Consider the following 21,244-nt stretch of genomic DNA (forward strand, 5'->3'; position numbering starts at 1 on the left):
AAGAATGATGAGGGGTATACTGACCGAGCCGTTAGGCTTTTATCCTTCCCTTCTTGAAAGAAACCGAGCGATGACGACCTCTAGGGTATCTGACAAAATGATGAGAGCCAAGGGCCGAGCTCACTCCTCCTCAAGCTCTTCAATTTCCTCAAGGATTTCCTCAAACTTCTTGAAGTCCTCGGTTTGGGCGAGGAGCGTTATGAAGTCGTCTATCTCCCTCTTCTCGAGGAACGCTCCGGCAAGGAGCTTTCCGGTGTAGCGGTTGTTCTTAATCTCCCAGAACATGTAGAACTCGGGGAAGTTCTCCTTTATCTTCCTGTAGGCGACGCCGTACTTTGAATCTTTGAGCGGGTTCTGTTCGAGGTAGAAGTGCCCCGGCTCCAGTTCAATCATGTGGAGAATCGCTCCCCTCTTTGTCCTGACAAGCTTCACCTTAACGTCCCATTCCTTCAGAACCTTCATGGCAATCACCGGAAAGAATAAGCAAGAAAATACTTAACAGTTGCGTTCAGAGGCTCAAAGGCTCTCCAGGTACTTCGCGTAGGCCTCGGCGTCCATGAGCTCCTTGAGCTCTTCCTCGAGGTTGCTGGGCTTTATCTTGGCGATCCAGTGCTCGTAGGGGTCCTCGTTGAGGAGCTCGGGGCTGTCTTCGAGTTCTTCGTTGACCTCGATTACCTCGCCACTGACCGGGGCGTAAACCTCGCTGACGGCCTTGACGCTCTCTATCTCACAGAGAACGTCGCCCTTGCTGACCTCGGTTCCGACCTCGGGAAGCTCGACGTAGGCCAGATCGCCCAGCTCCTTCTGGGCGTAGTCGCTTATGCCGACGAGAACGGTTCCGTCGTCGAGGACCTTCGCCCACTCGTGGTCCTTCGTGTAGTAGAGGCCTTCCTTAACCTTGTAGTCTCCGACTTCGATCATGAACATCACCGCTTGAGGTAGCAGGTTTGGGCATTTAAACCTTTCTCGAAACGGAAGGCTTATAAAACCGTCTCCGAAAAATTTTCACCGGCTTTTGGAGGTAGAGTGATGAAAAACGTTCGAATTGGCCTTGTGGTGTTACTGCTCCTTGCTGTTTTGGTTCAAACGCCCATGACTGCTGGAGAAGGCTTCGTTGATGTGAATCTGAAGCTCAGTGATTTCAGCTCGGTGGAGCCTATAACCGCGGTTCAGGACGGAAGCTCGATTGTAATCGTGGGAGAGGGACAAAGAGTCGATGAGCTCAAAAGGTATTTCCTGATAAAGCTCGATAAAGACTGGAACCTCGAATGGGTGTTTTCGCTTCATCATGAGGGGGCCGATGTTGTAATAAACGACGTTGCCGTTGTGAATGGCGACATCATCGTGGTTGGAACATTCGAAACCGGTCCCTCCCGCGACCCAACGATGTTCGTCGCCAGGTTCTCGGGAGACGGAAGGCTGAAGTGGGCAAAGCTCTATGGAATTTACGACGGAGAGAAAGACATGAGCGTTCTCTCAAGGGGACTTGCCGTTGATGTACAGGGAAACGATATCCTTGTGGGCGGGACCTACGGTTACCCCGGCATCGGCGATGCTTACGGGTGGATCCTTCACCTGGACGGGAGTGGAAACGTTCTCAGGTCAAAAACGTTCCGGAGCATGGTCTATAGAATTCACCCAGCTTTCGTAAGGCATCTTGACGACGGGAGAATTCTCGTGGGAGGGGCCTCCCGAGGGGGCTTCCTGATGGTGCTCGATAATGACAGCGTCCAATGGGCCAGGTTATACGGGGGTGTTCTATCGGTTAATGCGGGCATTAAAACCGAATCCGGCTTTCTTGTGGTTTTCACGGCTCCCGGAAAGAACTGGCAGGGAAACGGCGAGAAAAAGATCGTTCTGGCTGGTCTTGGCAGTGATGGCAGCGTCCTCTGGGCCAAAGGCTACGGCGTTGAGGTGATGGTCAACAGGAAGTCCCACCTGCTCCCGTTTTCAGGGGAAGTACTTGTGCAGACGCCCAGATGGATTGCAGGGGTAGATGAAACCGGAAACCCCTTGTGGTTCTGGAAGACCTACGCCTGCGCCGTCTTAATCCAGGAGGATAAAATCGTCTCAGTTAACAATCCCTCCAGGATTACGTTGCTTGACATTGTCCGCAACATGACCCACTTTCCAGAGATCAGCGAGATTGAAATACCCTCCGAGCCGCTCGGGCTCAAAGAGGTTGTTCCGAACTTTACTGTCAAGGAAACCGGGCTCGAACTCGTGGATGAGAACATAGACGTCGAGAAGAAGGGCTCCATCCAAAAGGTCGTGCCAAAGGTTCTCGGCCGCGAATACAAGTTCACGGGTAAAAGCGCCAGCAAGTTCGGTGGAACGGACATAGAGGGCATCGGGCGCGTTGATGTCGGCACGGAGATAAGTGCTATCTCCATAAAGCTCGACGACGGCTGGAGGGACGCGACGCTCGTGAACTTCAGCGTGAAGACGGGTTACACAGGAAGGCTCAAAATTGACGTGGTGTTCTACGATGCATCTCCAGATGATCTCCTCGTTCCCGATGACGCAAAGGTGACCAGCGACGGAACTTTTACGCACGTTGAGCTCACGAGGCAAGGGGACTCGAACTTTGCGGTGGTTTACCTGAAGGACACCGACCCGATGGAGTTCGGCACGGAGTTCGAGGTCAGGGTGGAGAAGTTAGTGGAATCCAGCGAATCTCAAATCGAAACGTACCCGTCGCACACAACGGAGAACCATACTCCTGACGTCGAATCTCAGGACAAAGGGAACGACTCCCAGAAGAGCGAAGGGTCTGGGGGCATATGCGGCCCTGGCATGATACTGTTTGGATCATTTGTTCCCGTGCTTTTGCTATCGCGCCGGCGGTGATGGCTTTTCTCTCTTTCTTCCTTCATGGAAGAAGCCGTTCCCTCGAAGGTAAACCTCGATGTCGAGGACTTCCTCCGGAGAGAGCTGAAAGACGCGCTTTTCAGCGTGGGGAAGTGAGGGGAGATAGCTTTTGATCGATCTTTTGTCGGTCCCGAGCATGTGGGCCGACTTCCTGAGGGCGGAGGAAACGGTGCTCCTCCTGTGCTGAAAGAGCGCTTTAACGAGGTTTTCGTTCAGTTCTATTCGCTCTTCCTTTGGCTTGGGTTGGATCAGAACGACGGCGGAATCGACCTTCGGCCTGGGCCAGAATGCTCCCCTGCCGATCCTCTCCACGAGCTCGACGCTGGCCTTGGCCTGAACCATCAGCGAGAGGCGCGAGTAGTTCTTGTCCCCGGGCCTCGCGATCATCCGCTCCGCGAACTCCAGCTGGTAGATGAGGACGGCCCGCTCGAAATCCCTTCTCAGAAGCTTGAAGGTAACGGGCGAGGATATCTGGTACGGAAGGTTGGAGACCATCTTGTTGAACTCGGGCCAATCGACTTTGACGGCGTCGCCCTCGATAAGCTCCACGTTGGGCCAGGAGTACTCCTTCCGGAGGATCTCGATCATCCTGTTATCGGCTTCGATCGCGTACACCTTCCCAGCCCTTCTGGAGAGTTCGTCGGTTAGAACGCCTAACCCGGGTCCTATCTCCAGGACGGTATCTCTTTCGCTCAGTTCCGCCCTCTCAACGTTTCTCTCGATGATATCGGGCACTATCAGAAAGTTCTGGCCGAGGTTCCGGTTCGGGCGGAGGTTGTATTTGTAAATAAAGGAGAAGAGACGATCCCTCATTCCCTAAAGAGCCTCCTTGAGCCCACGAAGAGCCTGTACCTGTCCTTCCCCTGGAGCTCGTCGATCACGCGCTTGGCGATCATGTCACAGGGGTCGTGAAGGCCCTTGACCCTTGATTTGAGATCCTCGAAGCTTTTGAACGGCTCTTTCCTCCTCTCCTCGAGGATCTCCCACATCAGTTTTTTCCCGATGCCGGGCAGCAGTTCAAGGCTGTGGAGTCTGTTGGTTATTGGGGGAGCGATGTTGAAGAACTTCACGAACCTCTCTTCATTGTTCTTGACGATCTCCTTGACGACGTAGGGGAGCTCGGCCTTCGCCGTCGCGGTCAGATCGTCGTAGCTTATCTTCCTGTTTATCATGAGGACCTTGTCGCGGTTCCCTTTGCCTATGAAGACTCTCTCGTAGAGCATTAGATCAACCTTTGGCGTGACCTCGAGGAGCGTGAAGGCTTTCTCCCCAATGACCTGGGCAACGGGCTTGCCTGTTCGCCTGCCGGTCTTCAGGTCAGTGTAACCCTCGGGAAGGTAATCGAGCACGTAGGCGTACTCCTCATACTCCTTGTTGTGCCTCTTCTTCTGGAGGCTTTCCCTATAGGGATGACGTCTCGTGTAGTCCATCTTCTCTCCCCCAGAAATCTACTCCCCGGAAGTTTTTATACTTTGTGAGGAAAAAGAGAAGAGTTACTCGAGGGGTCTGTACTCGTCTATCAGGCCGATTATCTCCTCGGCCTCTTCCCTTGTGGGCATGTGCTCCTCCTTGGCGAAGATGACCCTGATGTCGAAGTAGTCCTCAGGGAGCAGGTCAACGAGCTTGGCCGCGATCCTCTCGTCGATCCAGTCGAAGAGGTTAACCAGCTTCTCCTTGAGCTCCCTCGCCTGCTCGGGCTTCAGTTTGGCGAAGCGCTCCGCGTGCTCCAGGCTAACCCTGGCCTCATAGAACATCGGCTCCTCTGGGTTCTCCTCCATGCCCTCCTCTTTCCTGCGCTCGAGGAGCTCCTTGGCCTCCGCCAGCGTGACGTAGTGCTCCTCAAGCTTCTTTCTCCCGATCATGCTCATCCCTTCTGGGGCCTGAGGTGGACCGGGTGTATGAAGAAGGTCTTAACCTTGCCGCCGTCCCTTATCTCGACGATGTAGGCGTCGCCGCGCTTTCCGACGACGGTTCCGGTCCTTCCGTGGAACCTCGGGTCGGGCATGCCCTTGTGGTAGCTCGGCTCGATGACGATGTGAACTCTCTGCCCGACTTCAAACTCCTGGAGGAACCTGGTGAGCGGGGGAAGGCCCCTTCTCCTCGGGTGCTTGCTGAGCTTTCCCCTCGTCTTTCTCCTGAAGCTGTGCGCCTTCTTAACCATTCCAACCACCTCTCAACGTCCGGTATTATCCAGCGGGATCAACCAGGGATCTAATTTTTCAAAGGGGGAACCTTTTCGCTCCGTTTAGACCTACGACTAACCCCCTTGAGTCACTAAAAGCCTCTTCGACCAATTTATAAAACTTTGCCCTCAGTCGAGGATGTTCAGCACGTCGAGCCTTTCGCACCAGGCTTTCTTTCCGAGCAGATCGCTGACACTCGGCTTTGTTCTTCCCCTATCCCCCGAAACCAGCTCCTTGATGTAGAGCCCTCCGTCTGTGATAAGGCGAAGCTCGAAGTGCTTCTCGTCGATCCACCTCGCCTCGGCCTCGTGAACCTTCCTCACCCGAACTTTGTCTGCCCTCGCCTTTCTGACGCGCCAGGGCGTTCTCTGATGTATCTCAAGGCCCATTAGCTTTCTCGCCACTTCCTCTGCTTCTTCTGGCGTTACGCCCTCCTCAACGAGAACGAGCGCGAGGTATTCCTTCATGTGGTTCTTCGTGAGGACTTCCTCGGCCTCCTTCGCCGAGACGAAGCGAAGATTAAGAACCTCCACCTTTCCGCTCGCGTTTATCTCCTCCGCTATTTTCCCCAGATCGACTTTCCTTCTCTTTGGGCTCTTAACCTCGACGATGAAGGGTCTTCCATTGCCGAGCATCCTAACATCAACGTCCTCCCTTCCAGCGCCTTTGAAGACGCATTTGCCTTCAAAGGCCTTAGAAAACGCCCGGCAGATTATCGAGGCTACGCTGTCCTCGAAGTCGGGTAGAGGTGTCTGAGGAATCCCGCGCACGAGCTTCCTGTAACGCCCGTAAACATAAACCGGGTTGATTTGAAGCTCTATCTCGCCAGAGAACGGCTCGACTATGAAAACAAGGTCGGGGTTCTTCGAGGTCTCCTTTCCCGTTGCCTTCCCGAAGGCCTTGCCGAGCTCGCGGTTGAACTCACGGTTTATCGGCTCCGCGGTTTCGACCTCGAACTCCTCCCAGATGGCCTTTTCCTTCTCCCTGATTTCCTCCGGGAAGCGGGAACCGACGAGAAACGTCTCGAACTCGATTCCTTCGCTGGCTTTCTTCATGGCCTCTACGAGCTCGGGAATTCTCTCAAAGACGTTGTGGCAGAGCTCGCACTCCTCTGGCTCAGCTATTGGATCCAGTCCCCTCGCGGAGCGCTCCATGTTGAGGACGAACCTTATCGCCTTTCCACGCTCCTCGTTTGTCCCCTTACCGAGCTTGGCGAAGAGCCTGCCGAGGCAGTGATCGCAGAGTTTGTGCTCCTCAAGAACCCTTTCGGCCTTCTCGACTATCATCGTCCCACCCTAAAGCTTTTTATTCCTCCGCCCAAGTTCCTTCGATGGCCACTCGACGGGAACGGATAATAAGCCTTTTGGAGGAGCGGGACTATTCCGTGAGCGAGTTAGCCCAGGTTCTTGGTATCAGGGGCAAGGGTAGCAAAAAGCTCATCTTAGAGGACCTCAAGGCGATTCAGAAAATCCTGAAGCGTGAGGGAAAGGTTCTGCTCGTCAAGCCAGCCGAGTGCAGGAACTGTGGCTTCGTTTTTAAGCCGGAGATAAAGATCCCTTCCCGCTGTCCGCGCTGTAAGAGCGAGTGGATCGAGGAGCCGAGGTTCAAGATCGAGCCGAAAGGCTTATAACCACGACGTGTTTTCTACCTAAGGAGTAAAAAGAACATCCTGCCGAGGGGTACTAATGTCCGCGGTGAAGTATCTCCTCGTGTTTACCATCGTGCTTGTTTTCGTCGCCCCTACGGTCAACGCGGCGAAGGTCGTGTGTCCAAGGGAGATAGACCTTGAGAAAACCTCCGAGCTTATCTGCCACGTCTACGGTAAGGGTAACGCCTCCGTAAGGGTAATTTACATAAACGGGGTAAACCTTTCACGTTCAGGATCTTCGTATCTTTACGCGTACGATTTCAGAGGTGAGTACCTGGACAGAGGGGAAGCGGGGAAAATGCCCTTAAAGCTCAGGGTTTTTATGAGCTGGCTGATTGAGTTATCCCCTCCTAGAACGGCTGAGGGGCTGTATTGGGTCTACTACAACAAGGTTAACCACGTTGGGTTTTTAATCTCGGAGGAAAACGGAAGCGAGATAGTTGACGTTCCGGTGTACGTGAAGGGAAGCGTATGGGATGAACTCAGGTATTTTCTGTACATAGGATTGCTTGGGGTTCTCGTCCTTCTCGTTCTTTACCTAATCTCCCTGCTCAGGGGCAGGAATAAGAAGGCCGAAAAGGCCGCCGAGTCCATAACGAAGATTGGCTATTTCTTCCTCGTTATGGGTTCAACTAAAATCCTCAAGGTCTTTGCCGCAGGTCTCGTTTACTACCTCGGCAGGTCCGGGCTTGATGTCCCCTCCGATCTTGTCCTGAGCTGGTCCTCGGTAATCCTTGGCATGCTACTTTTAACAGTCCTTGATCTGGCGAAGACACCTCCGGAACGTAGAAAACAAACGTGGCTGACTGGTCTTGAGTGGATTCCGGTTTCGCTGTATATGCTAAGCATTAAAATGGCCCTTCTCAGCTTCCTGTTTCTGGTGGTCTACCTCGTGCTGGTCAGGATAAAACCCCTTGTCGAGGGTATGAGGAGGGTTTCTCTCCTGGCTTCACCGCTGTGGGCAATTCTCCTCTACGGGTACGTTGGAGGAGAAGCGGTGTTCTTCGGTCTGTTACTGTTTTTGTCCCTTCTGATACCCTACTTGATTCACGTTCTCATCCCCGGGGAAGATGAGGGGTTCGTGGAGGAGGACGGCATCATAAGGGTTTACGGCACTTCTCCAACAGTGATCGCCGAGAGCCTTCCGGTTAGGGATGAAATCCCGTTGATAGACGAGCCCAAGAAAAAGAAAGTGCTGAACACTGAACCCCCGACTGCTAAAGAACTCGTGGCCCGATTTGAGTGGGTTATCCGGGACAGGGAGTTCGAAAACAAGTATCTGAAGAATAACCGAACTTCTGAGGATCTCCCGGACGTTCCTGAGAGTTCTCCCGATTCAAACAGGGTCTTTAGCCTCGAGCACTATACGGGATACCTCGGAATTGGTGGGGAAAGGGGGGAGTAGTCAGTCCTCTTTGGCCTTAACGAGGATTATATCGCCGATTGCAATGACCCTCTCGTAGGGGATGCCCACCTTCTCCCCCGGAAGCGCTAGGGCCAGAACCCTTCCGTAGCCGGTGTCTATCTCTATCAGAACCTCATCAACGTAACCGACGTAGTTCCCCTTGGTGTTGTAGATCTGCTTTCCGTATATCCTCGACAGCCTCATGACCATTTAAACCACCCCCTGGATTCTGCTTTTCAATCGTATTTAAGGTTTCGGTTTCGCGAAGAGCAGCCTCGCGGCGGCACCGGTAACGACGCCTATCATCCCGAGGAAGCCTATGAAGACGGTTGCCATCGCAGTCCCCAGCATGCTCCCAAAGAGGTTTAGCGCCCCTCCAACGGCCAGAACGGTCATCGCTCCTGAGAAGTACAGGGGCCCCGCGAGCAGGACGTCAGCAACACCACTCGGAGTGGGGTAGAGCACAACCAGCAGGGACAGTGCAATAACGAGTAGGATAACCCCCATCCCAACGTCCACGTGCCGTGAGAGAACCAGCACTAGGCTCACTCCCACGAGTCCAGCGAGGTAGCTCAGCGCGGACGTCCTGAACCGCCATTCCCTCGTTGAAAAGACGAGAGCGAAAACCGCCATCAGGGCAAGGTACATTCCAAGAACCGCGTGAACGTCCGTCTTGTCGGGCAGGACTGTGACGGCAAGAAGGAACGCCACCAGCGCTCCGGTTCCAGCTCCGGTTATTGCTTTAAAGAGTTTCTCCAACTTCACCTACCTCCCAGGGCCTTTATCCTGATTTTACTGCCATCCTTAAGGTTGAGGGCCTCCCTGAGGTTCACGGGAGCTATTATCTCGGCTATCTTCGGCGGATGAACACTCCGGGAGGGAACAACGATTGCGCCTTCAACGTCCTCTATCTTCACGGGATAGGCCTTGACGTCCCCGAAGGTTCTGCCGTCCCGAACGAAACCGGGAATGAGGATCGGCCTCACGTCCACGAGGGCGTCGAATATAGTCTTGGGAAAGAGCACCCTCACGTTGAGCGTTCCGGGGAATGGATCGAAGCCGAGGTACTCCCTGATCCTATCCCGGTAAAGCCTGACGTAGTACGAGCCCTCCCCGAGGCCGGACACCACCTCCCCGAGGATGAGGCCGCAGTAGAGGGCCCTTTCGAGCCTTTCGTAGAGATCCTCAAGAACTCTCAGCCCCTTCTCCGTCAGGCCAACCCGGGTCTTCCTACCGGAGGTCTCCCGGGAGATCAGCCCTTCCATCTCCATTTCTCGGATGAGCCTGAGAACACTCTGGGGTGAGGTGTTGAGTAGAGATGCAAGTTCCCTGAGCGTTACCTCCTTCTTCCGTCCGATCGCGCCGAGTTCGGCCAGCTTAACCAGAAGTTCAATTCTCTCGCCCATTTCGCTTCCCCTTGGAGAGTTCGTCCGCCAGCTTCAGCGGTAGTGGATAGCCTCCCCGGCTTAAAGCCTTAACTATGGCAACGGCTGAGGGGAGATCTATGAGGTGCCCCACGCTCACGTAGGCCTTGCCGACCTTTGCCAAGGATCCCTCCGGGGCGCCCCTGAGGGGCCTCTTTGCAACTCCTACCGTGGGTATTCCCGTGATCAGACCGATGTGGGAAGCGAGTCCGTATCCCCGGGGATGCGCCCGCCCGTGCCCCTCGACGATCAGAACGTCTGGTCTCTCCTTCCCAAGGGCCATGAGAACCGGTTTGGTTTCGCGAAGGAAGAAGAAAGTGGGAACGTACGGAAATTTAACGGTCGTTTCGATGGTCCGGACTTTTAAAAGCCTGCACTCCGGAAAACTGCAGAGGACGAAGGCGCCCCTGGCCTTCTCTCCCCGGTATGAAACGTCAACGGCTCCAACTGTCGAGATCACGTTCGGATCCACAGGCTCTTCCACTATCCTCTTGGCCAGTCTGAGCTGAACCTCCGCAATTCGTTTCAGGATCTCATCCATTCCCCATCGCCGCTTTCAGTTTTTCCTCCAGGCTCTTGTTCAGTTTTGCCCTCGTGAGGTCTTCAAGGGTTCTTTCAAGGGCGTATCTGGCCTGATCCTGCTTCACCCTGACGTTCACGACGCCCTTCGGGTATTCAAGCGTCATCAGCTCACCGTACAGCTTTTCCATAAACTCGTACACACCCTCTGCCCTCTCTATCTCGCCCCTCAGGAGCAGGTGGAGGAAGTGCCTCCTCAGCTCGCCTATGAAGTCTCCGAGACCCAGTAGGTAGTCGGCCTCCGGAACTCCTAAGTCCCACGGGGAAGGCAGTTCTTCCTCCGTCAGGTACGCCAGCAAAAGGCTTGCCTCCACAAACTCCTGATGGGCGCTCTGCACGTAGCCGGAGTAATAGAGCATCGGATAGGGGGATAACAGATCCCTCAGCTCGCCAACGAGGTTTCCGGCCAGTTTAAGCCTTTCCCGGGCTTTGTCAACATCTCCCCGGTGGAGGGCCTTGACCGCATCGCCGCTCAACCGGACTATCTCGCGCGTTATCCTCAGGGCCTCCTCCCTTGCTCCATCAACCTCATCGAGCCTCTTCCTTATGCCCTCGATTATCTCCTCGATCCTCATGTTCCCACCGGTTCACATTCGAAAAAGAACTTATAAGGGCCCCGGCGTTGTTTATACTGTGTTGAGGGCAAGTGCGGGGGAAGGAAGATGAGGAAGGTTGAGGAGTTCATGAAGAGACATGGACTTGAGGTAGGCGACCTCGTGAGGGTCGTCAAGAAGGAAGGGGACGAGAGAATTACCTTTGAGGGCCTCGTGATGCCACCCTACGAGCTTTCGCCCGGCGAAACGCTGACTATAAAGCTCGACAACGGCTACAACGTCGGCGTTCTCATCGATGCGATTGAAAGCGTTGAAATCCTTGAGAAGGCCGCTGAGAAGCCGAAGATGGAGTTCAAGGAAGTTCTCCCGAGGAAGGAGGGCCTCCCGAACGTCAGGATTCTCGGAACCGGAGGAACAATAGCGAGCAGGATTGACTACAAAACCGGCGCCGTTCACCCTGCTTTCACCGCTGAAGAGCTCGCCAAGGCCGTTCCCGAGATATTCGAGATGGCCAACGTTACGCCCGAGCTCATAATGAACATTTTAAGCGAGGACATGAAGCCGGCCTACTGGGCGAAGATAGCCGAGGAGGTAGCCAAAGCCCTCAATGGCGGTGAGGACGGCGTTGTAATAGCGCACGGAACTGATACAATGGCCTACACCGCCTCGGCCCTGAGCTTCATGCTGAGGAACCTTACGAAGCCGGTCGTCCTCGTTGGCGCGCAGAGGAGCTCCGACAGGCCGAGCAGTGATTCGGCCATGAACCTCACCTGCGCGGTCAAGATGGCGACGAGCGACGTTGCCGAGGTCATGGTTGTGATGCACGGCGAGACGAGCGATACCTACTGTTTAGCCCACCGCGGAACGAAGGTCAGGAAGATGCACACCAGCAGGAGAGACGCCTTCAGGAGCATCAACGACGTCCCGATAGCGAGGGTATGGCCCAAGGGCGAGATAGAGTTCCTCAGGAACGATTACAGAAAGAGAAGCGAGGGAGAAGTCATAGCCGACACCAGGATGGAGGAGAAGGTTGCAATCCTGAAAATCTACCCAGGAATCAGCGGAGAGCTCCTTGACTTCCTCGTTGATAAGGGCTACAGGGGTGTTGTGATAGAGGGAACGGGTCTCGGTCACGTTCCGCAGGAGTTTATCCCCCACGTCCAGCGCGCGGTCGAGGAGGGCGTGGCAGTTTGCGTCACGAGCCAGTGCCTCTACGGCAGGGTGAACCTCAACGTCTACTCCAACGGCAGGAAGCTCCTTAAAGCTGGAGCGATACCCTGTGAGGACATGCTCCCGGAGACGGCCTACGTCAAGCTCATGTGGGTCCTCGGCCACACCGATGACCTGATCGAGGTAAGAAAGATGCTCCTCACGAACTACGCCGGTGAGATTACGCCCTACACGAGGTACGACACGTTCCTGAGGTGATTGGGATGGGAATCCGGGCCGTTTACAAGAACGGCGTTTTCAAGCCCCTCGATAACGTCAACCTGCCCGAGGGGACCGAGGTTGAGGTGGTTATAGCAAACCCCCTGGAGATTGTGAGAAAGTACGCGGGGGCACTCAGGGAGCTTAAGGACACTCAGGACGTTGATTGGGAGGAGGCGTACCATGAGTATGTTCTCAAGAGAGCCAGTAATGGTTGATTCAAACGTCTGGATAGACTATCTGCTTGGCGAAGAGCGTGGAGTTGAGCTAATGGAACGTTTGGTTAGCGAGTATAGCCTTGCAATAACCCCCACAATATACGGTGAGGTCGTCTTTCAGCTACTCGCGAGGAACTACACGAAGCTCAAGGGAAGCTACAAGTTCTACTCGCTCAGAAAAGAGCTTTCCAAAAACCCCGACCTCTACAAGCCAGTGGATACCTTTGATGAACTCCTAACCTCGCTCTTGGCCTCGAATGCTTTGGTTTTCCTCGATGAAACCTGGGAAGTAGTGCGCCTCTCCCGCGAAATACGGAAAAAGTTTGGTCTGCTCCCGAACGATTCCCTGATCGCGTCCGCCTGTGAATACTACGGGATAGGTAAGATTGCAACCTTTGATGATGACTTTTTGAGAACCAATCTGGAGGTGTTGAGATGACCGAGAAGTTCGATTACAGGGAGCTCGGCCTTAAGGTCGGCCTTGAGATTCACAGGCAACTCGATACCAAAAAGCTGTTCTCGCCCGTTCCGAGTGAGCTGACCGAGAAGGTTGACTTCACCTTTGAAAGACACCTCAGGCCCACGATGAGCGAGCTCGGCGAAATTGACCCCGCGGCACTTGAGGAGTTCAAGAAGGGAAGGAAGTACATCTACGAGGGCAACTACGAGCTGAGCGACCTCGTTTACATGGACGAGGAACCGCCGAGGGGACCTGACAAGGAGGCTTTGGAGGTTACCCTCCAGATTGCCTACCTGCTGAACGCTAAGCCCGTTGACGAGGTTCACTTCATGCGTAAAATCGTCATTGACGGCTCGAACGTCTCCGGCTTCCAGAGGACGGCGATAATAGCGCTCGACGGAAAGGTTGATACTCCGTGGGGAAGCGTTGGAATCCCGACCATATGCCTTGAGGAAGACGCCTGCAGAATCGTCGAGAGGAAGGAGAAGGAGGTAATCTACCGCCTCGACCGCCTCGGCATTCCGCTCGTCGAGATAAGCACGACCCCCGACATACACCACCCGGAGCAGGCCAAGGTGGTCGCGAAGTACATCGGAGATGCCCTCAGGGCGACGAGAAAGGTCAAGCGCGGCTTAGGGACGATAAGGCAGGACCTGAACGTCTCGATTAAAGGCGGCGCCCGCGTCGAGATTAAGGGAGTGCAGGAGCTCGACATGATTCCGCTTATCATCGAGAGGGAAGTTGAGAGGCAGCTCAACCTGCTCAAGATAAGGGACGAGCTCCGCGCGAGGGGCGTTAAGCCCGAGGACATCAGGGAGGAGTTCTACGACGTTACCGACGTCTTTGAGAACACCGAGTCCAAGATAATCGCCCGGACGATAAAGAAGGGCGGTAAGGTTTTGGCAGTCAAACTGCCGAAGTTCAGGGGTTTAATCGGCAGGGAAATCCAGCCCGGCAGGAGGCTCGGCACTGAGATGGCCGACAGGGCTAAGAAGTACGTGAAGGGCATCTTCCATATCGATGAATTGCCGAATTATGGAATTACAGAAAAAGAGGTTAATGCAGTTATTGAAAAACTCGGCCTCGGAGAGCTCGACGCATTCGTTCTGGTCGCGGCGGACGAGGAGACTGCAAAGAAGGCCCTCCGCGAGGTGATTAAGCGCGCGAGGGAAGCCATTGAGGGCGTTCCAGAGGAGACGAGGAGGGCTCTACCGGACGGAAACACCCAGTACATGCGCCCGCTCCCCGGAAAGGCCAGAATGTACCCTGAAACGGACATACCCTCGATTTTCATTCCGCCGGAGGAGAAGAAGAGGATTAAGGCGAACCTGCCCGAGCTCCCGCAGGAGAGGATTGAGCGCTACGTGAAGGAGTACAAGATTGACAAAAGTCTTGCCGAGACCCTCGTAAACGACGAGCGCGACGAGCTCTTCGAGGAGCTCGTGAAGAAGGGAGTTAAGCCGTCTTTAGCGGCTTCAATCCTCGTGGTCGTCCTCAAGGGCCTCAAGAAGGAGGTTCCGATTGAGAACATCACGGACGAGCACATCAGAGAAGCATTTGAGCTCTACCTCGACGGTAAGATTGCCAAGGAGGCCTTTGAGGAGATATTCAAGGAGCTCGCGAGGAACCCGGAGAAGACCGCCGAGCAGGTGGCAGAGGAGAAGGGCCTGACGCTCCTCAGCGAGGAAGAGGTTGAGAAAATCATCGACGAGGTAATTCAGGCAAACATAGACGTCATCAAGGCCAAGGGAATGGGCGCGATGGGCATGATAATGGGAAGGGCAATGGCGAAGCTCCGCGGAAGGGCCGACGGCAAGCTCGTGAGCTCGCTCGTTAGGAAGAAGATTCAAGAGCTGAGCTAATCTTTTTATTCTTCTCTTCGAACTTCTTCCATGAAGTACCGGTACCGAGTGCTCTATTACACCTATCCCTCGGAGCCTGAAGTTCTCTCGCGGCTGAAGGAAAAGCTCAAAAACTACACACTCCTCATTAACCCCGACAAGACTTCCCTCTATGATGCCCTTCTAATGACGGCCGCGACGAGCGGAGAAGTAATCATCGTGAAGTCTGGGGAGACGTTTCTCGTAGCACCGTTTCAGGAGGTTCCGCCCGGCTGGAGCTCGGGTGAGGAGTTTCTGGTTGGGAAGGAGAGGGGCCTTGAGAAGGTGGCGGAAGATATTGTCGGGAGAGACCAGAGAAGCACCGCCGTGAAAGGCTTTGTGATAGCTGGCCTCGTTCTCATCGCCCTCTACGCTAGCTACCTCTATCACGTTCTGGATCTCGTCAACAACGTTTTCTTCCTCGTCGGTCTCATTCTAAGCCTCTTTGGTGGTCTGTTGCGGGGCTATCGGAAGAGAAGGGTCAGAGCATCGGCTCCTCATCACACCTCAGAGTGAGGGAAACTGCTCATCATCCCCCACAACGTTGGAGTAGCCTTTTAAATGCCTTTGCCCGAGGTTGAGTGATGCTGGTCGAGATCCTCCTCTCCCTCATCCTGCTCTGGGACGGCTACTTCTTCCTCCGATACCTGTTCAGTCTCAGAAAGGCCTACCCCACGCGGGAGTGGAGGCCGAGGGTCAGCGTTCTCATCCCAGCCTACAACGAGGAGGAGAACATCGAGGATGCGGTTAAAGCTGCCCTCTCCCAGGAGTATCCAAGCTTCGAGGTAATCGTGGTGGACGACGGCAGCACAGATGGAACTTACGAGAGGGCCCTCTCGATCAATGATGAGCGGCTCAGGGTCATCAGGATTGACCACGGGGGAAAGACCAGGGCTCTGAACAGGGGGCTCCAGATTTCCGGGGGAGAGATTGTAGTCACGACCGACGCTGATGGCATCCTCGAGAAAAACGCCCTTTCCCGGCTTGTTGAGAGGTTCTACTCCGATGACGTCGTCGCGGTTGGCGGCCAGGTGAGGGTTCGGGGAAAGACTTTCCTGGAGCTCGCCCAGGACATCGAGCACCTGAGAATAGCGACCTTCAGGAGGGCAAAGGAGCTTGATGACCTCAGCCTTGCCCCAGGACCCATCTCGGCCTTTCGGAGAGAGGCCCTGCTTAGAATTGGGGGCTTCGTCGATGATCTCGTGGAGGACTACGCGACCACGCTGGCCCTGAAGAGAATTGGCCGGGTGGTCTACGCTCCAAAGGCGAGGGTGTGGGTTAAGATGCCCTCCAGTCTCGGGGCCCTGTGGAGGCAGCGGAAGAGGTGGTTCCTCGGCGATCTGCCGAAGCTCTCGTCAAAGCCCCTCAAAGAGAAACTCGTCTTCGTCATGAGCGATCTGGTGGCCCTCTCGGACGTTCTGTTTCCCCTGGCCGCGATCCTAACGGGAAAGTTCCCCCTGCTGCTGTTCTTTCTGGTTCTTGAATGGGCCATGATGTACCTTATAGTCCGGGAGGAAGGGGGCACCATCTTGGAGGTTCTCCTCTTCCCAATTATCCTCTGGTTCTGGGCGGCCTTTTACCTCAGCCTGCACATCTACGGCCTGATCCGTTATACCTTCGGAAAGGAAACCAAGATTCGGTGGAATTGATCCGGGAAACGGTTAAAAACCCTTAGTTTGGGAAACTCTTTTTATGGGTTTACCGAAGTGTCCATGGTGAGTACGATGAAAACAAAGACGTGCGAAGTCGAACTTCCCTACGGCTGGGACGTGGTCGTTGGTGTAATCAGCAAACCCGAGAAAACGCTTCCCTTCTTCCCCTACTTCGAGAGCCTTGAGGGGGACACCGTCAGGTTCAAGGTCTCCCGCTTCATGGCGAAAATAGGTTATGAATTCAAGCTCAGCGTGGCCGTTCAGGAGAACCGCGCGGTCTACACCTTCACCGGAGACAGGGGTATACTGACGGTAGTCTTCGAGATGAAGGGGAAGCGCTTGAGGGTCACCGCCAGCTGGTCCGGGTTTGCAGAGCTCATTATGGGGAAACCCCTCCAGAGGTTTGTGGAGGGAATTGCAAACGCCGTGAAGGAGTTCTGCTCCGCGGAGACGTGTCCGCTTGCCCCCACGGGAGGCGAGGGTTATCTGGATTTTAGAACCGTGTGCTCCCTCTTCAAGAAGACAGCCATGGAAATGGGCGGCGACTTTGAGGTGGAGTGCACCTCGGAAGACGGCACGGTTCTCAGGGGCAAGGTTCGCGATGGAAACCTCGTTGAGGTCGAGGTAATTGAACCCTCCGGCAGGAAGACGACGATCCAGGCGGAGATACCGGTTCTTGAAGTCGATGCCGATATGTTCAGGGATCTTCCCCTCGATAAGAGGTTCAAGATAAGGGTGAAAAAGGACTAAGCTTCCTCCCTCAGGACCTCTTCTATTGCTTTTTTCAGCTCATCGTACGCCTCCTGCAGCGACTCTGGAATTACCTTGGTGTCCGCTATTACCGGCATGAAGTTCGTGTCACCGTTCCAGCGCGGCACTATGTGCAGGTGGACGTGGTCGTCGATCCCGGCCCCGGCAACCCTGCCGAGGTTAACCCCCATGTTGAAGCCATCGGGATTCATGGCCTTTCTTATCGCCTTGATCATGAGCTGTGAAAGCTTCATTATCTCAAGCAGCTCCTCGTCACTCAGCTCCTCCCATCTGCCGACGTGCCGGTAGGGGGCGATCATGACGTGGCCGGGGTTGTAGGGGTAGTTGTTCATAATGACGAAGCTGTGCTCTCCCCGGTAGAGAATGAGCCGCTCTCTGTCGCGGTTTTCCCGGGGGAAGTCGCAGAAGATGCAGCCATCGTGCTTGGGAGACCGGATGTACTCGATCCTCCAGGGAGCCCACAGTACCTTCAACCTCTCACCTCCGGTGGGAAATAAATGGAGGGGTTAAAAAGTTTCCTGGGATCCGCGAACCCTGCGGAGGATAGGTGCTATTGCGAGGAAAAGGAACGCCGCCGGCCCGCAGATCCCGTGGGTGCTTTTCCTCCGGGTCTTGGCCTGATAGAGCAGCGTTCCGTTTTTGAAAGAGACTGGGGTAAACCTTACCATAACCTTCGTGCCGTTTGCGGGAACGATCTTGAGCTGCGGTTTGAATTCACGCTCTATCACTCCCGCGATCTTTGTTGTGGTGACGTTGCCAAGTTTGCGGTAGTAGGCATCCCGGTAGAACTCCTCCGGTGGGATTTCGCTTAGGCTCGTCTTGGACCCCCGTAGGTTGCCGCTTTCGATGTCAACATGAATCGTGTCTTCGGACACTTCTACCCACTTGCATTCCGGCAGGGCTGGCAGTTTCTTCCCGGGTTTAACCTCCACGATCCCATCCCTGCCGTAGGCAACAACCGTTGAGTCCGTGACATTTAGGATTCCCAGGAGGGGCAGCTCAACCATTGCTTCGTTTATACTCCCTTTCTCGTGGATCAGGATAATCTTCGTCTGATTTATGCCCAGAACCGGGTTGTAACCCCTCGCCAGAATTGCCAGCGATCTCCGAGCCATCGCGATGGAGACGTTCCCGCCCCATCCCAGTGTTGTGGTCCTGTACGTGCCGTCCTTTTCAACCGTCACGAGACAGAGCATTCCCCCGCTTTCCACGAGGACATCTAGAGTCCCGTTGAACCTGAAGGCCCCCAAGACAGCACCCCCGGAGATGGAGTACCTCCTGGCAGTGCCTGGTTTCTTCTCTCCCACTGCTATAACGTACCCGCTGCCCCAGAGCACCGTCTGGTTGCCCCCTATGATTCCTCCCGCTATGGGACCCTTGAGAAGAGCCTCAAGGGGCATCACGAGTTCCTTGAAATTGCTGGGGGATTCTATGTAATACGGCCAGTAAAAGGAGTGGAATTTCACGAGGAGTCCATCTCTCGTGCCGCTTAGAAAGCTCCCCCCTACGGGGTACGGGCCGGAGGTTTCCCCTCCCTGAGGCGAGTAGGATTTTCCTTCCGTCAAAACCTCAAGGGTTTCGCTCCCGTTGCGCGACAGCAGAACGTAGACGTCACCCCCGTAGTGAGCGATCCCCTCAACGACGCGCCCTTCGGGTATTTTGAAGACGTTCTCAACGGTGCCGTTGGAGGAATAATGAACCACATAACCCCAGGGCCAGGAGTTGGTCTTCAGGTACGCCCAGTAGCCATTGTTGTGGACAACCCCTTCCAGGATAAGCTCCTTCATGAACGTTCTGGCCCATTTCAGCTTCATATCCCTGGAGAGCAGGTAGACGTTTATCCCGTCCCGGGAGGCCGAGGCGATTGCGAGGTAGTCTCCGTATCTGCCCAGCTTCCCGGGGTTTTTCACATCGAGGGAGATTCCCCTCAGGAAGTCCCCTCTCTTCGAGAACTCCATGAGGTATGTCTTGTTATCGTTCCCCCGCAGGAGTATCGCGAGGTTTTCGCCGAGGAGCGTGAGGGACTCGGGGATTGGGTTTATGGAGCCTTTGCTCCCTGATCTGATGAGGTAATCCATGCTAAACTTTACCTGGGGTTTTCCTGTTGGAGTTCCTGTCATTATCGGTCCGAAATCGTTGGGCTGGAAGGCAACGATTCCAAGGGCGGTGCCCTCATCTGAAAAGGCAGTGCCGATTAGATAAACGAAACCTTCCATTTCCACCCCGTAGAAACCTGCTATCCCGTCCATTTGAACGCTCCAGTTGACTTCTCCGCTGGGTGTAACGAAGACGAGTCTTGTGAAAATCCCCGGAACGCTCTCCAGAACGTATGCTCCAAAGGGCGTTGGGATCACGTCAAAGGTTGAGCCCACCCAGTGTGTTGCTAGAATGCCGTTCCCCTTTTCTAGCTCAACGGTCCATTTCGTTCTCAGATCCGGTAGCAACTGGCTGAGGTACAGGCCGTCTCCAGCCCAGAGAACGTACAGAAAGTTACCAGATTTGGCCACGGTTATGCCATTAACGATTGCATCACTAACGGGTTTGACGGCACCAACAATTCCGCCGGTCTCGTTTATTTCGATTATCTTCCCATCAACCGTGAGCACGTAGAGGTTTCCTCCCAGAACGACCGCGTCCTCTGCAATGAAGTTGTCATAAGCAAGGGCCTTTCGGAGTATTCCATCTTCGGAGATCAGCAAAAGGAGCGTTCCCTGGCCGGATGTGAGAACCGCGAGATCGTCCCCTAGTTCGCCTACCCACACCACCTGGCCCTCGTATTTGCCCGGGTTTTGAAGTGGGGGCAGGTGTCCGGCATTAACACTGGGAATGAGTGTTCCAAATACGATCAGGATCCACGCAATGGCAGTCACTCCACGTCTCCCCATTATTTCCACCACAATTAGTACTCCCATGTTCTTAAAAAGCTTTTCACGACCAAACGTTCGGTTGCATTCTCGGGGATTGCGGAGAAGAGAAGACGTAACTACAACATGCTGCTCAACGAACTGGTGGGCCCGCGGGGCTTCGAACCCCGGACCTCCGCCTCGTGAGGGCGGCGTCATAACCAGACTAGACCACGGGCCCGCCCGGTTATGGGAGGAAAGGCCGGGTTATAAATTTTTCGTCAGCTGGCCTCAACTTTTTAAAGGCCCCGGGCGATTTTCCTCCGATGCTCGCCGTCAGAGTCCCAAAGAGAGAGGCCGAGAAAGTGCGGAGAAAGCTCCTCGAGCTCGGCGTTTTAGCTAAGGAATACGCCGTCAGACGAGAAGGTGAGTTCGTTCTGTTTCCCGTGACGGAGGAAGTTGAGGGCTTTGAGCTGGTCGAGGCCGAGTTCGAGAGGCTTGAAAAGCGGCCCCACAGCTACCGCGAGGTCGTTGAGGTTCCCGACGGAGTTAGACCGCTCCTCCCGAGCTCTTTCGACATAATCGGCGATATTGCAATAATCGAGCTCCCCGAGGAGTTGATGCCCTACGGAAGGGCCATCGGCGAAGCAATCCTCAGGGTTCACAGGCACATAAAGGCAGTCTTCGCCAAGGGGAGCAAGGTTGAGGGCGAATACCGCGTTAGGGAGTTAATTCACCTCGCTGGGGAGAAGAGAACCGAAACCCTCCACCGCGAGAACGGGATACGGCTCAGGCTCGACGTCGCCAAGGTCTACTTCTCGCCCCGCCTCGCCACCGAGAGAATGAGGATTTTCAGGAAGGCAAAGCCCGGAGAAGTCGTTTTTGACATGTTCGCCGGTGTTGGGCCGTACTCAATACTCCTCGCGAGGAAGGCCAAGCTCGTCTTCGCCGTTGATTTGAACCCTTGGGCGATTCGCTACCTCGAGGAGAACATCAGGCTGAACAAGGTTTACAACGTCGTTCCAATCCTTGGAGACGTGAGAAAAGTTGCCGGAAAGCTCATGGCCGACCGCGTTATAATGAACCTGCCCAAGTTCGCGGACCGATTTTTGAGGGAGGCTATGCTGAGCGTTAGGAACGGGGGTGTTGTTCACTACTACGGCTTCGGCCCGGAGGAGGACCTCTACTCGGAGCACGAGGCGAAGATTAAAGCGGTTGCCCGGGAGCTGGGCTTTTCGGTCGAGTTCATTGAGCGGAGGAAAGTCCGCCCCTACGCTCCGAGGCAGTTCAACATCGCGATTGACTTCAGGGTTCTGAAGTGATGTTTT

At 54.9% G+C, this 21,244-nt stretch carries 25 protein-coding genes and 1 tRNA gene; 11 read left to right on the forward strand and 15 right to left on the reverse strand.

The genetic code is table 11. The features are described from left to right. Positions 1-120 precede the first annotated feature (120 nt). Entirely contained in the window at positions 121-462 is a 342-nt protein-coding gene (locus TAM4_RS01090) for a hypothetical protein (RefSeq protein ID WP_014121387.1), read from the reverse strand. A gap of 54 nt (positions 463-516) precedes the next feature. Beyond that, positions 517-921 carry a glycine cleavage system protein GcvH gene (gene gcvH / locus TAM4_RS01095; RefSeq protein ID WP_014121388.1) on the reverse strand — a complete coding sequence of 135 codons (405 nt, stop codon included), beginning with the start codon at positions 919-921 and terminating at the stop codon, positions 517-519. A gap of 108 nt (positions 922-1,029) precedes the next feature. Between gcvH and TAM4_RS01100 the strand changes: the two genes are divergently transcribed. Continuing rightward, entirely contained in the window at positions 1,030-2,850 is a 1,821-nt protein-coding gene (locus tag TAM4_RS01100) for a CGP-CTERM sorting domain-containing protein (RefSeq protein WP_014121389.1), read from the forward strand. On the opposite strand, the gene rsmA is transcribed toward TAM4_RS01100, so the two are convergent. The 5 genes from rsmA to TAM4_RS01125 form a co-directional block, all read right to left on the reverse strand. After that, complete coding sequence (gene rsmA, locus TAM4_RS01105) at positions 2,833-3,684, reverse strand: 16S rRNA (adenine(1518)-N(6)/adenine(1519)-N(6))-dimethyltransferase RsmA (protein WP_014121390.1); 852 nt, start codon at positions 3,682-3,684, stop codon at positions 2,833-2,835. The genes TAM4_RS01100 and rsmA overlap by 18 nt on opposite strands. After that, positions 3,681-4,301 (reverse strand): DUF655 domain-containing protein, encoded by a 621-nt coding sequence (locus TAM4_RS01110; RefSeq protein WP_014121391.1) that lies wholly within the window; start codon positions 4,299-4,301, stop codon positions 3,681-3,683. The genes rsmA and TAM4_RS01110 overlap by 4 nt, the downstream gene beginning before the upstream one ends. 63 nt (positions 4,302-4,364) lie before the next feature. Then, the gene (locus TAM4_RS01115) at positions 4,365-4,733 is read right to left on the reverse strand and encodes an RNA polymerase Rpb4 family protein (protein ID WP_014121392.1); all 369 of its coding nucleotides are present in this window, start codon (positions 4,731-4,733) and stop codon (positions 4,365-4,367) included. Positions 4,734-4,735: 2 nt separating this feature from the next. Then, entirely contained in the window at positions 4,736-5,032 is a 297-nt protein-coding gene (locus TAM4_RS01120) for a 50S ribosomal protein L21e (RefSeq protein WP_014121393.1), read from the reverse strand. A 150-nt stretch (positions 5,033-5,182) separates the two neighbouring features. Next, complete coding sequence (locus tag TAM4_RS01125; RefSeq protein ID WP_014121394.1) at positions 5,183-6,340, reverse strand: tRNA pseudouridine(54/55) synthase Pus10; 1,158 nt, start codon at positions 6,338-6,340, stop codon at positions 5,183-5,185. Between the two features lie 44 nt (positions 6,341-6,384). Between TAM4_RS01125 and TAM4_RS01130 the strand changes: the two genes are divergently transcribed. Further along, on the forward strand, positions 6,385-6,684 hold the full coding sequence (locus TAM4_RS01130; protein ID WP_048149624.1) for a transcriptional regulator: 300 nt from the start codon (positions 6,385-6,387) through the stop codon (positions 6,682-6,684). A 55-nt stretch (positions 6,685-6,739) separates the two neighbouring features. Next, entirely contained in the window at positions 6,740-8,107 is a 1,368-nt protein-coding gene (locus TAM4_RS01135; protein ID WP_014121396.1) for a hypothetical protein, read from the forward strand. On the opposite strand, the gene TAM4_RS01140 is transcribed toward TAM4_RS01135, so the two are convergent. Genes TAM4_RS01140 through TAM4_RS01160 form a run of 5 tightly spaced genes read right to left on the reverse strand, consistent with a single transcriptional unit; the run spans position 8,108 to position 10,685 of the window. Further along, the gene (locus tag TAM4_RS01140; RefSeq protein ID WP_014121397.1) at positions 8,108-8,317 is read right to left on the reverse strand and encodes a PRC-barrel domain-containing protein; all 210 of its coding nucleotides are present in this window, start codon (positions 8,315-8,317) and stop codon (positions 8,108-8,110) included. A 36-nt stretch (positions 8,318-8,353) separates the two neighbouring features. Next, positions 8,354-8,872: a hypothetical protein gene (locus TAM4_RS01145; protein ID WP_148258565.1), complete on the reverse strand. Its 519-nt coding sequence runs from the start codon at positions 8,870-8,872 to the stop codon at positions 8,354-8,356. Then, positions 8,869-9,513 (reverse strand): DUF120 domain-containing protein, encoded by a 645-nt coding sequence (locus TAM4_RS01150; RefSeq protein ID WP_014121399.1) that lies wholly within the window; start codon positions 9,511-9,513, stop codon positions 8,869-8,871. Before TAM4_RS01150 ends, TAM4_RS01145 begins: the two co-directional genes overlap by 4 nt. Next, on the reverse strand, positions 9,497-10,072 hold the full coding sequence (locus TAM4_RS01155) for an endonuclease V (RefSeq protein WP_014121400.1): 576 nt from the start codon (positions 10,070-10,072) through the stop codon (positions 9,497-9,499). The genes TAM4_RS01150 and TAM4_RS01155 overlap by 17 nt, the downstream gene beginning before the upstream one ends. Continuing rightward, positions 10,065-10,685, reverse strand: a complete 621-nt coding sequence (locus TAM4_RS01160) for a haloacid dehalogenase (protein ID WP_014121401.1) — start codon at positions 10,683-10,685, stop codon at positions 10,065-10,067. Before TAM4_RS01160 ends, TAM4_RS01155 begins: the two co-directional genes overlap by 8 nt. 87 nt (positions 10,686-10,772) lie before the next feature. Between TAM4_RS01160 and gatD the strand changes: the two genes are divergently transcribed. The 7 genes from gatD to TAM4_RS01195 all read left to right on the forward strand — a co-directional run bounded on the left by gatD (position 10,773) and on the right by TAM4_RS01195 (position 17,052). Further along, complete coding sequence (gene gatD, locus TAM4_RS01165) at positions 10,773-12,092, forward strand: Glu-tRNA(Gln) amidotransferase subunit GatD (RefSeq protein WP_014121402.1); 1,320 nt, start codon at positions 10,773-10,775, stop codon at positions 12,090-12,092. Positions 12,093-12,097: 5 nt separating this feature from the next. Beyond that, complete coding sequence (locus TAM4_RS01170) at positions 12,098-12,310, forward strand: antitoxin family protein (RefSeq protein WP_014121403.1); 213 nt, start codon at positions 12,098-12,100, stop codon at positions 12,308-12,310. Then, a complete protein-coding gene (locus TAM4_RS01175; RefSeq protein ID WP_014121404.1) occupies positions 12,276-12,749 on the forward strand; it encodes a type II toxin-antitoxin system VapC family toxin in 474 nt (157 codons plus the stop codon). The genes TAM4_RS01170 and TAM4_RS01175 overlap by 35 nt, the downstream gene beginning before the upstream one ends. Further along, positions 12,746-14,632 carry a Glu-tRNA(Gln) amidotransferase subunit GatE gene (gene gatE / locus TAM4_RS01180; RefSeq protein ID WP_014121405.1) on the forward strand — a complete coding sequence of 629 codons (1,887 nt, stop codon included), beginning with the start codon at positions 12,746-12,748 and terminating at the stop codon, positions 14,630-14,632. The genes TAM4_RS01175 and gatE overlap by 4 nt, the downstream gene beginning before the upstream one ends. 30 nt (positions 14,633-14,662) lie before the next feature. After that, on the forward strand, positions 14,663-15,166 hold the full coding sequence (locus TAM4_RS01185; RefSeq protein ID WP_237702105.1) for a hypothetical protein: 504 nt from the start codon (positions 14,663-14,665) through the stop codon (positions 15,164-15,166). Positions 15,167-15,234: 68 nt separating this feature from the next. Then, positions 15,235-16,299 carry a glycosyltransferase family 2 protein gene (locus TAM4_RS01190; protein ID WP_014121407.1) on the forward strand — a complete coding sequence of 355 codons (1,065 nt, stop codon included), beginning with the start codon at positions 15,235-15,237 and terminating at the stop codon, positions 16,297-16,299. 75 nt (positions 16,300-16,374) lie between these two features. Further along, complete coding sequence (locus TAM4_RS01195; protein WP_014121408.1) at positions 16,375-17,052, forward strand: hypothetical protein; 678 nt, start codon at positions 16,375-16,377, stop codon at positions 17,050-17,052. On the opposite strand, the gene TAM4_RS01200 is transcribed toward TAM4_RS01195, so the two are convergent. The 3 genes from TAM4_RS01200 to TAM4_RS01210 all read right to left on the reverse strand — a co-directional run bounded on the left by TAM4_RS01200 (position 17,049) and on the right by TAM4_RS01210 (position 20,157). Continuing rightward, positions 17,049-17,546, reverse strand: coding sequence for an HIT domain-containing protein (locus TAM4_RS01200; RefSeq protein ID WP_014121409.1), 498 nt, complete (start codon positions 17,544-17,546; stop codon positions 17,049-17,051). The genes TAM4_RS01195 and TAM4_RS01200 overlap by 4 nt on opposite strands. Positions 17,547-17,579: 33 nt before the next feature. Further along, positions 17,580-19,958 carry a hypothetical protein gene (locus TAM4_RS01205; protein ID WP_237702106.1) on the reverse strand — a complete coding sequence of 793 codons (2,379 nt, stop codon included), beginning with the start codon at positions 19,956-19,958 and terminating at the stop codon, positions 17,580-17,582. 121 nt (positions 19,959-20,079) lie between these two features. After that, positions 20,080-20,157 (reverse strand) — tRNA-Val (locus TAM4_RS01210). An 85-nt stretch (positions 20,158-20,242) separates the two neighbouring features. On the opposite strand from TAM4_RS01210, the gene TAM4_RS01215 reads away from it, so the two are divergent. Continuing rightward, on the forward strand, positions 20,243-21,238 hold the full coding sequence (locus TAM4_RS01215; RefSeq protein WP_014121411.1) for a class I SAM-dependent methyltransferase family protein: 996 nt from the start codon (positions 20,243-20,245) through the stop codon (positions 21,236-21,238). The last annotated feature ends 6 nt before the right edge of the window (positions 21,239-21,244 follow it).

This window comes from Thermococcus sp. AM4, from assembly GCF_000151205.2.
GTDB lineage: Archaea > Methanobacteriota_B > Thermococci > Thermococcales > Thermococcaceae > Thermococcus.